The sequence below is a fragment of the Povalibacter sp. genome, from assembly GCF_036520495.1.
Taxonomy (GTDB): domain Bacteria; phylum Pseudomonadota; class Gammaproteobacteria; order Steroidobacterales; family Steroidobacteraceae; genus Steroidobacter.
Window position 1 is genome coordinate 170,641 of record NZ_DATDJO010000018.1, and the last position, 14,378, is coordinate 185,018.

Annotated in this window: 9 protein-coding genes and 1 riboswitch; of the genes, 2 read left to right on the forward strand and 7 right to left on the reverse strand. The window is 64.5% G+C overall.

The window, feature by feature from the left end; all coding sequences use genetic code 11:
* Positions 1 to 84: 84 nt before the first annotated feature.
* The 4 genes from VIZ63_RS06020 to VIZ63_RS06035 all read right to left on the reverse strand — a co-directional run bounded on the left by VIZ63_RS06020 (position 85) and on the right by VIZ63_RS06035 (position 6,999).
* The gene (locus VIZ63_RS06020) at positions 85 to 1,290 is read right to left on the reverse strand and encodes a fibronectin type III domain-containing protein (protein WP_331608626.1); all 1,206 of its coding nucleotides are present in this window, start codon (positions 1,288 to 1,290) and stop codon (positions 85 to 87) included.
* Positions 1,291 to 1,399: 109 nt separating this feature from the next.
* Positions 1,400 to 1,488, reverse strand: a riboswitch (cyclic di-GMP riboswitch).
* 170 nt (positions 1,489 to 1,658) lie between these two features.
* Entirely contained in the window at positions 1,659 to 3,992 is a 2,334-nt protein-coding gene (locus VIZ63_RS06025) for an HD domain-containing phosphohydrolase (protein ID WP_331608627.1), read from the reverse strand.
* A gap of 425 nt (positions 3,993 to 4,417) precedes the next feature.
* Positions 4,418 to 4,852: a response regulator gene (locus VIZ63_RS06030; protein WP_331608628.1), complete on the reverse strand. Its 435-nt coding sequence runs from the start codon at positions 4,850 to 4,852 to the stop codon at positions 4,418 to 4,420.
* Positions 4,849 to 6,999, reverse strand: a complete 2,151-nt coding sequence (locus tag VIZ63_RS06035) for a S9 family peptidase (protein ID WP_331608629.1) — start codon at positions 6,997 to 6,999, stop codon at positions 4,849 to 4,851. The genes VIZ63_RS06030 and VIZ63_RS06035 overlap by 4 nt, the downstream gene beginning before the upstream one ends.
* 478 nt (positions 7,000 to 7,477) lie before the next feature.
* Here VIZ63_RS06035 and VIZ63_RS06040 point away from each other — a divergent pair, with 478 nt between their 5' ends.
* The gene (locus VIZ63_RS06040; RefSeq protein ID WP_331608630.1) at positions 7,478 to 9,469 is read left to right on the forward strand and encodes a TonB family protein; all 1,992 of its coding nucleotides are present in this window, start codon (positions 7,478 to 7,480) and stop codon (positions 9,467 to 9,469) included.
* A gap of 287 nt (positions 9,470 to 9,756) precedes the next feature.
* On the opposite strand, the gene VIZ63_RS06045 is transcribed toward VIZ63_RS06040, so the two are convergent.
* Positions 9,757 to 10,107 carry a rhodanese-like domain-containing protein gene (locus VIZ63_RS06045; RefSeq protein WP_331608631.1) on the reverse strand — a complete coding sequence of 117 codons (351 nt, stop codon included), beginning with the start codon at positions 10,105 to 10,107 and terminating at the stop codon, positions 9,757 to 9,759.
* A 182-nt stretch (positions 10,108 to 10,289) separates the two neighbouring features.
* Here VIZ63_RS06045 and VIZ63_RS06050 point away from each other — a divergent pair, with 182 nt between their 5' ends.
* Positions 10,290 to 11,210, forward strand: a complete 921-nt coding sequence (locus tag VIZ63_RS06050) for a LysR family transcriptional regulator (RefSeq protein ID WP_331608632.1) — start codon at positions 10,290 to 10,292, stop codon at positions 11,208 to 11,210.
* A gap of 73 nt (positions 11,211 to 11,283) precedes the next feature.
* On the opposite strand, the gene VIZ63_RS06055 is transcribed toward VIZ63_RS06050, so the two are convergent.
* On the reverse strand, positions 11,284 to 12,960 hold the full coding sequence (locus tag VIZ63_RS06055; RefSeq protein WP_331608633.1) for an MFS transporter: 1,677 nt from the start codon (positions 12,958 to 12,960) through the stop codon (positions 11,284 to 11,286).
* Positions 12,961 to 12,993: 33 nt separating this feature from the next.
* Positions 12,994 to 14,250 (reverse strand): hypothetical protein, encoded by a 1,257-nt coding sequence (locus VIZ63_RS06060; RefSeq protein WP_331608634.1) that lies wholly within the window; start codon positions 14,248 to 14,250, stop codon positions 12,994 to 12,996.
* Positions 14,251 to 14,378: the final 128 nt, after the last annotated feature.

A 14,378-nucleotide genomic window follows, 5' to 3' on the forward strand; every position in this document is an offset into this window, starting at 1 on the left:
ACTTATGGACTGCGCTTGCAATCGCTGCGTCGTTCCCTGCCGCAGCGATTGTGTTTGCAACTCGGATGCAATTTCGCGCACGCATCATTGCAGCGTCTTGCTCGCAACGTTCGAGTTCGCGCTCTCGGTACCGGCAGTCGTGTACGCGCGCACGGCGAAGTAGTAAGTCGCCGGCGCAAGACCATCGATTACGTAAGTCGAGACACTCGGATTGGCAACCTGGATCGTCTGGTTCAACGCCGACGATGACGTGCCGTAGTAGATGCGATAGCCAGCCAGCGTCGTCAGCGACGAACCATCGGTGTTCTGTGTCGGCGCAGTCCAGGACAGCGTCGTGCTCGCCACCGCCGCCGTCTGCTTCACCGCGATCGTGAAGGCCGCGAGGCTGCGCGATGCCTTACCGTCACTCACGCTGATGACGATGCCCGAGTAGTTGCCTGCATTGGTCGCCGAAGGCGTGCCGGACAACTGACCCGTCGAGGTGCTGAACGTCGCCCACGAAGGCTTGTTGCTGACGCTGAAGGTAAGCGTGTCGCGGTCGGCATCGGCAGCCGTGGGGCGGAACGAGTACGCGCTGCCCACATCGACGCTGGTGGATGGTGAGCCGCTGATCGTCGGCGCGTTGTTCGCAGCTGCGCTGACGGCGATGGCGAATGCCGGCAGAGACGCCGATGCCTTGCCGTCGCTCACCGAGATGACGACGTTGCTGAAGGTGCCGGCCGCAGTGGGTGTACCACTCAATGCGCCCGTGGTCGTGTTGAACGTGGTCCACGAGGGCTTGTTCTGGATGCTGAAGGCCAGTGTGTTGCCATCCGCATCGGAGGCGGTCGGACGGAAGCTGTAGGCCTGATTCACTGCCGCCGTCGTCACTGGCGAGCCAGAGATCATCGGTGCGCGATTGGCGCTGGCGGCCTGCGCCGTAATCGAGAAAACCGGCAGCGCCTTGGTGACTCTGCCATCCCAGACGGTGATCTTGATATTCGACGAGACACCGGCCTTCGTGGGCGTACCGCGCAGCTGGCCAGTGGTCATGGAAAAGCTCGCCCAGGATGGCTTGTTCGCCACGTAGAACCGGAGCGTGTCACCGTCCGCATCGCTGGCGGTCGGCGTAAAGGAGTACTGCGTACCGACCGACACAGTGACAGGCGCTGTGCCCGAGATCACTGGCGCGCGATTCGCGGCGGCCGCAACCTCGGCCGTGCCGACGCACATCAGACCGGCGGAACAGATGACGGAGGCGAGCCATGTTCTGGCTGGCGTGACGCGAAGAGAAGAAGTCGCTGCGACCATTTCGTAACTCCCGAGTGAGACAACACCTGTCTTCAACAAGGGAGCGAGCCGCACTCGACCGCTGACAGCGGTCCGGTACGCATCTCTCACGACGAAGCTGGTTGGCTTCGCCGGCAACCCCGCTATCCATGGCTCATCTGAACCCTTGGACCGGAGGCTTTGCGTCGCCGTCTTTCGACGGTTATGCCCTTGTTCGACCGGCGCAGTGTGCAGTGTCCGTCGAATGCAACCTATCGGGCACCCCCGTATCGCCGACCGGACGATGGAGGTACCACGCATCAGGCGGAGGATTAATCAATGCGCGGTGAATCGCCCTGTCTGGAATAGCAGACGGCAATCGGGACCGATGTCCGGGCGGAGCGAGACGGTCAGTCGGGGAACGTAAACCCGTGCTGGCGCACGAGTCGCGTGCAGGCGGTTGCGAGGTGCAGATCGTATGTCACCCCGGCGCCGCGATTGATCTCGTCCATCGCCGCATCAACGCCGGGAGGTGCGCGCCAGGGACGAGCCGACGACATGGCCTCCACGACATCAGCGATGGCCAAGATGCGCGCCTCGATCAGGATTTCCTCACCCTTCAGGCCGCGCGGGTATCCGCTGCCATCGAGGCGCTCGTGATGCTCGAACAGGATTTCGGCCACCGGCGCGCCGAAATCGATGTTGGCGAGCAGCTTGCAGCCTTCTTCCACGTGCGTACGCATCAGCGCCATCTCCGCAGACGTCAGCGGGCCCGGACGCGACAGGAGCGATGCCGGCACGGAGATATTGCCGACGTCATGCAGCAACGCCGCGATACGCAGCGCGTGCTGACGCTCGCCGTCCAGCCCGGCCTCGCGCCCTAGCGCCACCGCGAGTGCGGCCACACGACGGGCTGATCCCGCCGTGCCTGGATCATGTTTCTCGCTCAGAGTGAGCAACGCATCGATCATGCCCTGCAACGCCACGTCGGTACGCTGCAACGATCCCAGCGTCTGCGCATGCGCGCGCTTGGCGTGGAGCATGCGCCAGACGCCATCGCTCAACGCCGCCAGTGCCTTCTGATCCTGTTCGCCATAACCCGCATCGCGGTTGGCGACCCCCAGCACCGCCATCGCCTGGCCGTTCTCGATCATGGGCACCGCAAGGTAGCGCTGCAGGTCCGGCAGACCATCGGGCTGCGGCTTCCAGGTCAAATCGTTGCTCGATGTCGCATGACCAGCACGCACGCATTCAGTGAAGACACTCATGCGCGCCAGCGGCCGTGGCTCCGCATTGGCCATCGATGTCCGGGCTTTGTCCTGATCGCGCCAGGCCACCAGCGACATGGTCTTGTCGACGGGCTGGACGAAGAAGAAATACGCGAGCGGACTGCCGGTCACAGCCGCCGCCTGCTCGACCACGCGGCGCACGATGGCGGATTCGTCGAACGTTTCGGCCTGGCGGAACAGGTCAATGAGGAAGTCCTGCTGCTGGCGCTCCTGGCGCTGACTTTCCAGCGCGCGCTGCCGCTGCGAGATGTCGCGGATCACGAGCAGCGTGTCGCCGCGTCCACTGCCTTCGAGCCGGCCGGCGCTGATCTCGACATCCATGAACGACCCGTCGCGGCGCTTGTGGCGCGCTTCGTAACGTCCACCGGCGGCAGGCTTTGCCTCTGCGCCCCGCTCTTCGATCTCGGCGACGGGCTTGTTGCGCAGTTCGTCGGCCGTGTAACCCGACATACCGCAGTAAGCCTGGTTGACCTCGACGATGCGGTTGTCGGCGTCGAGCAGCCAGTAGCCATCTGACAGCGCATTCACCAGCGAGCGGTTGGCCGCCAGGGTTTCGCGCTGCGCGCTTTCTGCCGCGATGCGTTCGGTCAGATCGCAGACGCTGACGACGTCGGCGCTGCGTCCGTCGAATTCGATCGGCCGGCTCGCAATCGTTGCATGGAGTTTCGAACCATCCTTGCGTCGATGCGTGACGATGTCGGTCCCCGCCTCGCCCGACGACGGGTCGAGCAGCGCGGCCGCCTTGAGCGCCAGGAATTCCGCGCGGGTGTAGCCGTAGACAGTCAGCGCCGTGTCATTGACCGCGATGAAACCGCCTGTGGCCTGATCCGCAATCCACATCGGCAGAGGATTGGCTTCGAAAATGCGCCGGAAACGTGCTTCGCCAGCGGCGAGCCGCTGATTCGTCGTTTCGAGTTCGCCGATCTGATTGCGCAGCCGCGCCTGCGCCTGCTGCGCGCGCTCGGTCGCCATCGCCAGGGCCTGCTGGGAACGTTCCAATGCTTCTGAGCGCTGCGCTGCGCCTTCATCCAGCGCCGGCAGCTTCACGGTCGGCGTTGGCCTGGGGACAGATGCTGGTGCAGGCGTCGCTGCGGCAACCAGTTCCTCCAACGCCTGCACCAGCGCATCGGGTTGTTCACTGCGAGCAAGAAAACGCTCAGCTCCCAGTTCGAGCGCGAAGCTTTCGTACTTCGGATTGTCGTGACGGCGCGTGTAGAACAGAAAAGGAATCGACTGCAGCCGCTCGTCCTGCTTCCACTTGCGACACAGCGCGAAACCATCCATGCGCGGCAGCACGATGTCACACACCACCGCATGCGGCGGTTCGCGACGGGCCGCTTCGAGGGCTTCCAGGCCATTGGAGGCGCGGATGACACGATGACCGCGTGGCGTCAGCAACTTCTCCAGCGCCAGCTGCTCGGACTCGCGCTCGTATGCAACCAGAATGAGACCCATGAGCGAAAAACCCTCAAACGGCTAACTTGGCGACTGGCCGGCTGGCCGGCTGGCTTACTGGCCGACTGGCCAACTGGCTTACTGGCCAGAACGGGCTTCTCTGGCCGGTCGGCCAGTAAGCCAGTCGGCCCGTCGATAGTAGTTATGTCAGGGCCGAAGTATGCCGACCAAGTCCTTGATTGGAACAGCCGGCGGCGGGCGCGATTGCGGAAGAGAGAAATGGAGCACAGATGGGGCGGACGCCCCGGCCAACTTGCCAACTGGTCCGCTGGCCAACTGGCCAGACAACTGGCCAGATAAGGGAACTAGAAGAAGGACGGCACGATCACTCGGGCAACGACGCAGGCCCTCCGACTCTGGCCAGCAGACCAGTTGGCCAGTAAGCCAGTTGGCCGAGTAGCCGGCTCCGCCCGGCTACTCCACAGCTACTCCATCGCCCTGTTCACCCGCATCCAGTACTGCCCCAGGATCGAGACCTGGTCGGTGAACTGCTTGAAGTCCACGGGTTTGACGATGTAGCTGTTGGCGAAGCGCTCGTAGCTGCGCAGCATGTCCGACTCCTGATCGGACGAGGACATGATGACCACGGGGATGGAGCGCAGCACCGGATCCGACTTGATGCGGACGAGCACGTCGAGGCCGTCGATCTTCGGCATGTGCAGGTCGAGCAGCATCAGGCGCGGCAGCTCGGAGGAACGTTGTGCGTACGGACCCTTGCGCAACAGAAAGTCGAGGGCCTGCTCGCCGTCCTGCACCCAGACGATGTTGCGACTGATCCCGCCGACGTCCAGCGCGTGAGTCGTCAGCTCGGCGTCGGTCGCATTGTCGTCGGCCAGGAGCACGTAACCGGAATAGATCATGAAACACCCGAAGATCCGGCAGGGGGCTGGGGGCTGGGGGCTGGAGCATGTGATTCCGCCTCTGGCACCGGCCCCCAGGCTCCGGCCGCCAGTCCCGATTTCGCCAGGGCAATCACGAATCCGTACTCACGCGCGACTTCGCGCAGTCGCTCGAAGCGTCCCGACTGTCCGCCATGGCCCGCGTCCAGGTTGGTGTGCAGCAGGATCGGATTCGTATCGGTCTTGAGATCGCGCAGCCGCGCCACCCACTTCGCAGGTTCGTAGTACTGCACCTGGCTGTCCCACAGCCCGGTGGTCACGAGCATCGGCGGATAGGCCTGGGCGCTGACGTTGTCGTAGGGCGAATACGAAAGCATGTACCGATAGAAATCTGCTTCGTTGGGATTGCCCCATTCATCGTATTCGAGCGTCGTCAGCGGAATCGATTCGTCGAGCATGGTCGTGACGATGTCGACGAACGGCACGTTCGCGACGACGCCGCCATATTTCTCCGGCGCCATGTTGATGGCTGTGCCCATGAGCAAGCCGCCGGCGCTGCCGCCGGACGCATAGATCCTGCCCGCCGAGGCGTAGCGCTGCGCGATGAGGAAATCCGTCGCGTCCAGGAAATCGTTGAACGTGTTCCACTTGTGCAGCAGACGGCCGTCGTCGTACCAGCGACGTCCCAGTTCCTGTCCGCCGCGCACGTGTGCGATGGCATAGATGAAGCCGCGGTCGAGCAGCGACAGGCGCGCCGAACTGAAGGCCGGGTCCATGCTGAGCCCGTACGACCCATAGGCGTACAGGAACAGCGGCGCCGAACCGTCCCGCGGCGTGTCCTTGCGGTAGACGACTGACACCGGAATCCGCTCGCCGTCGCGCGCCGGGGCCCAGAGAAACTCGCTGGCATAGTTCGACGAATCGAAATCGCCCAGCACCGGCTCGCGCTTCAGCAGTGTCCGCTCGCCCGAGTGGATGTCGATGTCGTACGTCGAGGCCGGCGTCGTGAGTGACGTGTAGACGTAGCGCAGCCGCGTCGCATCGATCTCTGGATTCGCTCCGAGATGCATCGTGTAGGCCGGATCGTCGGCGAGCAGCAGTTCGGCGCTCTGTCCCCAGCGCTGCACACGGATCTTGCTCAAGCCTCCCGAGCGCTCGCTCACGGCGAGAAAATCGCGGAACAGTTCGAAATCCTGCACCAGGATCTGCGGATCGTGGGCAATTACATCGACCCAGCGATCCGGCTGTCCCTGAGCCTGCCGATCCGCGACCGGTACGGCGACGATGCGGAAATTCTGCGCCTGCGAGTTGGTACGAACCAGGAAGCGATCGTCGAGATGATCGATCTGGTATTCGTGGTCGTCGGCGCGCGGCGCGAACACCGTGAAATCGAACGTCGGGTCGTTGGCGCGCGCATAGCGCCATTCCGACGATGTCGTGCTCTCGGAGCCGATGAACAGATAGTCATCGGACTTGCTGCGCTCGAGCGCGATGCCGAAGCTTTCGTCGAGCTCCTCGTAGATCAGCGCATCGGGTGCCGTCGAGCCGAGCACATGACTGCGCACGCGCCGGCCGAGCAACGTCACGGGATCCTTTTCGACGTACAGCAGCGTGCGGTTGTCATCCGCCCAGGCGAGGTCGGCCTCGGCATTCTCGATGATGTCGGGCAGCAGTTCGCCAGTTGCCAGGTCCTTGATGCGCAGCTGGAACTGCCGTCGCCCGACCGTATCGACCGCGAACGCCAGCAGCCGGTCGTCGGGACTCACCTCGTAGTTCGCGAGCTGGAAGAAGGCATGGCCCTGCGCCATGGCATTGCAGTCCAGCAGCACCACGGCGGCGGCAGGATCATCGCCGTCGCGACGGCGCAGATAGATCGGGTACTGACCGCCGGTCTCGTAATGGGTCCAGTACCAGTGGCCGCGGTAGCGCACCGGGACGGAACTGTCGTCCTGCTTGAGACGACCGACGATCTCCGTGTACAGCCCGTCGATCAGCGGCTGGACCGGCGCCAGCATCGCCGCGGTGTAATCGTTCTCCGCCCGCAGATGGGCCAACACGTCCGGGGACGTTCGTGTGTCATCGCGGAGCCAGTAGTAGGGATCCGTGCGCGAGCCATTCGGCGACTCGACTCGGTACGGGCGCTGCGCGGGTCTGGGCGGTATCGGCACATCGGTCCCCTAAAGACGGCCGACCTGCGGCTTCCATGAAATCTATATCCCCGAACTCGGTGAGGATGTTCGCGGCGTTTTATAGCTGTCGCCACCCGGGCGGTAAATCGTCATCTCCCTCAATTGTCTTGCGGGTCGCAGATGCATACGGCTCCGGACCAGGCCGGCGGCGAAAAAGTGATGCGCTCGAAGGAAACGTCCGCCGTTGATATCGCATCATCCGGACCCGTTGGACTGGCGACCGCGCCGCCGTTTGGACGGTAGCATCCGCATGTAACGCTGCGGTGCAACCAGAGTCGCGAACGTGGCACGGGCGGACCAGGGAGCGAAATATCAAGAACGAACGGGGCGTGGACCGTGCAATTTCTGGAGCCAGTTCACGCGAAATTCCGGGAGAAGCCAGATGCAGGTCTCAGTCGGCCAACTTTGCATAAGTAAGTATTAGGCCCTCAGCGTGAAAACCCCTAGGAGTGGGTCCATGGCGAATGCTCAGCACAACCGTCCGGCGGGCGGTGAGGAAGTCAATCTGGAAATCGACGACACGCAGAGTGCGCGGATTCTGGGCGAATCCGAATCGCATCAGCCGCCGATTCTGGTTCTGAGCCGCGATGCGGCACTGGTGGAGACGGTCCGCAAGGCCACGCCTCGGGGCAGCTCGGTCACCCATGCGCCGGATCTGGACCAGGTCGCCGACCGCCTGCCGAGCCTGAAGCCCGGCGTGCTGGTCGTTGACACCGCCAGTACCTCCGATGTCGCGGCGCTGGTTGCACAGCTCACGCAGCACTTCCCCGAACTGGTCGTCGTCGTCGCCGGCAAGCGCGAAGACAGCGCGTCACTCATGCAGCTCACGGCCGCGGGCCGTATTTTCCGTTTCCTGCTCACGCCTCTGTCCCACGGCCAGACCCGCCTGTCGCTCGAAGCAGCGATCGCTCAGTACAACGATCTGAGCGCGGCCAGCACCCGCCAGGCTTCCGGCGCATCGAGCGGCGGCAGCAGCAAGAATTACGTAGTGACCTACGGCGCCGTCGCCGCGGGTCTGCTGATTCTGATCGGCGGAATCTGGTTCGGTGTATCGCAGTTCACCGGCAAGGAAGCAGCGCCGGAAGTGCCGCAGGCGGCGACGCCAGGCAGCGAACCTGCCAGCCTGCCGCAGCGGCAGGATCCGGTGCAGGCCGAGATCAATCTCGCCAGGGAAGCCTTCGACCAGGGCAAATTCCTTGAGCCGGCGGGCGAAAGCGCGCTGGACTACTACCGCAGCGCCCTGGCGCTCGATCCGGAAAACCAGGCTGCGAAGAACGGCGTGCGTTCCGTGGTCGACAATATCCTGGTCCGCGCCGAAGCCGCGCTGACCGCCGAGAAGCTCGAAGACGCCGTGCGCACCATCGAGCAGGCACGCACGATCGATCCTGCGCATCCGCGCCTCGCTTTCCTCGACACGCAGATCGCCCGCGAACGCGAGCGCCTGAAACTGACGCAGGCACGCGATGTCGGTAATCGCGTCAACGCACTCGTGGCGCAGGCCAACGACCGTATGAGTAACGGCCGCCTCATCTCACCGGCCAGCGGTAACGCGCGCGATGCGCTGCTCGAAGCACGCCGGCTCGACCCGACCGATCCAACGGTCGCACAAAGCATGCGCGACCTGAGCGGCCTGCTGACTGAAGAAGCGCGCAAGTCCCTCGGCGCAGGCCGCACGGACGAAGCGCAGGCATTCGTCAACGCAGCCCGTCAGCTCGGCTCTGCCGACGCGGCACTCGCGCAGATTCAGCGCTCGATCACCGATGCCACTCGCCCCGCGGGCACGGCTGCGGCCGCATCGGCCAGCGCCGCTGCAGCAGGTGCGGCACGGCGACCCGCCACCCCGAACACCGACGGACTGGTGGCGGAGGTTCGTCAGCGCCTGAACGAAGGCAAGTTGATCGATCCAGCCGGCGCGAGCGCAAAGGACTCGCTCAACCAGCTGATCGCGCAGACACCGACCCGCCCGGAAGTCGAAGAACTCTCCCGGGCACTGTCGACCCGCCTGTTGAGCTCGAGCAAGCAGGCATTGGCCGCGAAGGCCTACGACCGCTCTGCGCAGTTGCTCGCCGGCGCCCGCGAAGTCGGCGCCCGCTACGACGCCGCCGCGATCGCACAGGCCGAAGCCGAACTCTCGGCAGCCCGCAGCCAGACGGCGCTGCAGAGCAACGTCGTGTCGGCGGCGGTGCTCAAGCGCACGCGCACCGTCAACCCCGTCTATCCGGAATCGGCCCGCAAGCGCGGCGTCGAAGGCTGGGTGGAAATGGCGTTCACGGTGACGACCGAAGGCAGAGTCGAAGACGTGGAAATCCGCAACGCGAGCCCCGCCGAAGTCTTCGATGAGGCAGCGACGCGCGCGATCCGCCAGTGGCGGTTCGAGCCGGTCGAGCGCAATGGCCAGAAAGTGTCCCAGCGCGCGATGGTGCGTCTGCGCTTCGAACAGCAGCAGTAATACGTCGAGCGGATGATGAAGGAAGGGCTCGTTCAGCGATGGACGGGCCCTTTTTCTTTGCTCAGAAACATCGCGGAAACACAGAGAGGCCGCGAAGACGCGGCAGGGGGCCGGTAGACCGGCAGGAAGGCGACTTCGCCGCAAGAGGGCCTGTCGGCAGGTCAGAGAAGAAGGCAGAGCATTGGCCCTATCTCTTCATCTTCGTCTTCATCTGACCTGCCGCGCCTCGCGGCCTTCCTGCCAGCGGCTTCCCTGCCCACGGCCCTCCTGCCGACGTCCGTCGGCCGTCACCTCACTTCGCGCTGCCACGCCTCAAAACCGCCTTCCATTTCCACGACCGGAAAGCCGGCCGAGGCCAGCTCGAACGCCGCCAGCGCACCGAGCTTGCAGGTCTGGTTGTAGCCATACAGGACGGTCGCGCGATCCTTCGACAGGCCTGCGTGGGTATGCCACTTGCCCTGCGGCAGATTGAGCGCGCCGGGAACGTGGCCGGCGCGGTAATCCTCAGCCCGGCGCACATCGACGATCGTGATTCGTTCCTTGCGCCGTATCTGCCCGTCGAGTTCACAGGGTCCGGTCGTGTACAGCAGCTTCTGGGCGAAGAACTCCCGCGCCTGCCGTGGGTCCTGGTCCAACATCACCGCCACCTCGATACCGTGATTCAGTGGCGGAAAAGATAGGCCCGCGCCGGTCAGGGATCATCGGGGCGGAGGGAATGGGATTTATTCCGAGGAGAGCACCAGGTGCTAGGTTCCAGGCACTAGCCCAGCGGAGAATGGGGAATCAGTACCCATTCCGACTAGCTCCTAGGGCCTTCCAGATGCAATCCCTCACCGACATCGCCATCTTCGTCAAGGTCGTCGAGCTTTCAAGTTTCACGGCGGCAGCGGATGCGCTCGAGATGTCGCAGCCGGTGGTCAGCAAGTCGGTCACGCGTCTCGAGGAAAAACTCGGCGCGCGATTGCTCAATCGCACCACGCGGCGACTGAGCCTCACCGAGGCCGGATCGGAGCTGTATCGCCGCAGCGTACGGGCGCTGGAAGAGATCGAGAACGCGGAGCTGGAAGTAGCGCGCTTTCAGACCGAGCCGCGCGGCACGTTGCGGGTCTCGGCGCCGATGTCGTTCAGCATCCTGCAGCTCGGCTCGAAACTGCAGACGTTTCTGGATCGCTATCCCGGCGTGCACCTGGAACTGAGCCTCGACGATCGCCAGATCGATCTCATCGAGGAAGGTTTCGATGTCGCGATCCGCATCGCCAATCTGCGTGATTCGAGCCTGGTCGCGCGCAAGATCGTGCCCTGCCGCCAGGTGCTGTGCGCATCGCCCGCGTATCTGAAGAAGCACGGCACGCCGGAACGGCCCGAGGATCTGCTCGAACACAACTGCATCCTGTACTCGTTCCTGAGTCACGCGCGCGAATGGCGGCTCGTCGATGAGCAGGGCGAGACGCATGTGGTGCCGCTCAAGGGTTCACTGCAGACCAACAATGGCCTGGTGAATCGGGCCGCGTGCGTGTCGGGCGCCGGCATCGTCATGCTGCCGACGTTCTATGTCGGCGAGCAGCTGCGCTCCGGTGAGCTCGTTCCGCTGCTCTGTAAATTCCGCCCGATCGACATTGCGATCTACGCCGTGTACCCGGAGCGCCGCAATCTCTCGCCGAAGGTGCGCGCCTTCGTGGACTTTCTGGCCGAAACGTTCGGGCCAGAACCGGAGTGGGAGAAAGGTTATCCATTGGATTGACGTGCGACGATATCTCTCACACAGCGCGTGGAGCGTCGTTCCCTGATTCAAACCTGGAACGTGTGCGCCCGGATCAGCGGCCCGGATCGATCATCGGCTCCGCGAGATCGTGTGCGGATGAATCGCTTGCCAGCGGCAGTGAGCCTGTCTGCCTTTCGATCATGCGTCGGACCACGGGCTGCTCCGGCCCCTGATGCAACGCCATCAGCCGTTGCGGGATGAGCGCGTCGTCCTTGGTCATGCGACTGTTGTGACGAACATAGTCGAGCCAGGTCGCCGTGCTGTAACGCTCCAGCCAGAGCTGCGGATCACCCAGATCGCGCAACAGCGCCCAGTTGCGCGCACCGTCGCGGCGACGAATGCGGCGGCGCTCGGCCATGGCCTGCAGGAATTCGAGGACGTCCTCTTCGCGGATGCGATATTCGATGGTGATGACCACTGGGCCGGTACGCGGCTCGACGGGCACGGCGGTCTGCGGCTGATGCAGCGGACGCAACGGATCGAGATCGATCTCCTGCGCCTGCGCGAGCGGCAGCCAGCGCCCCACAATTACACCGGCCAGCATGACGACAGCGGCGGCGACCAGCGCGACGGCGATCGAGTATTCATCGGCTATGACGCCCCACAACCAGCTGCCGCCGGCGAGCCCGGCGAAGACGAACATCTGATACAGCGACAGCGCCCTGGCCACGACCCAACGCGGCGCCGAGAGCTGCACTGCAACGTTGAAGGTCGACAGCGCGAGGATCCACGCCGCGCCGCCGAACAGCATGACGAACATCGTGAGAGCGAGACTCGGGCTCAGGCCGCTCACGGCGCCTACTGCGGCGAACGCCAGCGAACACACGCGCACGAGTTGCTCGGTCGAGAGCCGCTCGCGCAACGGCGCACTCATGAACGCCCCGCCCACTGCGCCGACACCGAACGCACCGAGCAACACGCCGTAGGTCATGGGGCCGCCGCCAACGAGGTGCTTGGCGACGAGGGGCATGAGTGCCACGACGGAACTCGATCCCAGACCGAAGATCAGGCCGCGGATCAGGACCGTGCGGATCGACGGCGACATCGCGACGTAGCGCACGCCGGCCGAGATGGCGATGCCCAACGACTCGCGCGGCAGAAGTTGCGGCGTGGTGGGCGGTCGCCAACGTCGCAGCACGACGATCAGTCCGATGTAGCTCACCGCGTTCATCGCGAATGCCGCCGCCACGCCGGCGGCGGCGACGATCGCACCGCCCAGAGCGGGCCCGAGACTGCGGGCGATGCTGAAGCCCATGGCGTTCAGCGCGACCGCGCCCGGCAGATGTGATCGCGGCACCATGTCGCCCACGGACGCCTGCCATGCCGGCGCATTGAGCGCCGTGCCGCAGCCGATGAGGAACGTGAACGTCAGCAGCAACCAGGGCGTGATCAGCTGCAGCCAGGAACAGACCGACAGGCTGACCGACACGATCAGCAGAAAGGCCTGCGCCGCCAGCATCATTCTGCGTCGATCGAAACTGTCTGCCATCGCACCGGCGATCAGCGACAACAGCACGACTGGCAGCGTCAGCGAAGCCTGCACCAGCGCCACCATGTCCACCGATGTCGCGATCGACGTCATCATCCACGCCGCGCCGACCGACTGAATCAGGCTGCCGAAATTGGAGACGAGACTGGCGAGCCAGATGGAACGGAATACCGGAAAGCTCAGCGGCGCGAGTGCCGCAAGAGGAGTCGATGCCGGCGGTGAAGCAATATCCTGCGCCATCGCCGCACTATAGACGGGTCGTGACGCGGCGCGCTATTCGATGCCGTCGTCGGACGACGTCGCTGGAAACAGCGGAATGAACTCGTCGATGAGCGAAGGCGCTGCACGCACGCCGAAGCCGAACGGACGCTTGTAGGACAGGAACACCGAGGAGCCGAAGTTATCTGCCAGCGAGTGTCCGGCGCTCATGGACAACGAGCCCCGCCCCATGTTGAGACTCTGTTGCAGGGCGATGAAGTTCATGCGCTCGCGCGACCACGTGACCTGCGTTGCGTACGCGACCGACAGACGCGCACCGTCGATGACGTTCACGCCGACGCTTGCCAGGTCGCGCTGCATGATCGGATCGTCGGTGTTCAGCGCGCCGACACTGCGGAACTCGCGGCTCTGCAAGCGCGACCGCAGCGCGATGCTGAACAGATCCCCCTGCCGCTCGAAGCCGAGTTTGGCGAACCAGCCCGTGCCGATGTCGGCCTGGCTCGAAGCGTAGGCGAGCGATGCGACGCCGAGCGATCCGAGACGGCGCGCGACGCCGATGCCGACCGCGGTCACGCTGTCCGCCAGATATTCGCCGTGCCCCTCCACCGTGAAGCCGAGCGGCAAGCCACAGGTGACGGTGGTATTGGCAAAGGTCGGTCCGTACTGATTGCTCGTGATCGCATAGTCGCGACGCACGCGTCCGGCGCCCACCGATACATCGGAACATCCCGGCTCCGCGAGACGGGTGCTCGCAATCAGCGGCGCATCGATGGCCATCGACCGGCCGAGCGCATCGCGCGCGATCAGGTCGCCGGTGCGCCACGCCCGCGTCACCGAGGGATTGTTCTGCGATAGAGACGAGCCCGGATCGCCCGTCATGAGCAGCGCGTCGGCCACGGTGGGCAGAACCGCCAGCCCCCCAGTGGCAAGATCCGGCGTCGTGATCACGTCGCTGCGGGTGGTGGTTCTGGTGCCGTACTGCATGCCGCCGTAGCGAACGGCGGAACCCCACATACCGCTGCTGCTGACGCTGTCCCCGACACGCAGCTGCTCGTGCGAATCTGCAAACCGGTAGGTGTAGGCCGACTCCAGGCGGGTCGCCATCTCCTCTGGGCGTGTCAGCGATGCACGAAAGCTCGTGTCGAGCGCACCCGCATCGCTGAGCACCTGGGCGTTGAATGAGGAATACGCAGCAGAAAACGTCCGGGTCTTGAGCGCCACGGATTCCGGTGCGCGAACCGCAGGCGCCGCACAGCCGGCAACGAGCCATGCTGCCAGGACATACCAGGGCCATCGAATCGAACCGGTCACGCGCTCACTCCCTCGGCCGGCGGCGTGCGCCGCAAGACTCGCCCATGTTCCTTACTTCGTTTTGTTCCGAACAAACGGCCGTACAGGCTAGGACAGACGATCCCCACAGGCGATCGGGCAGACCCTGT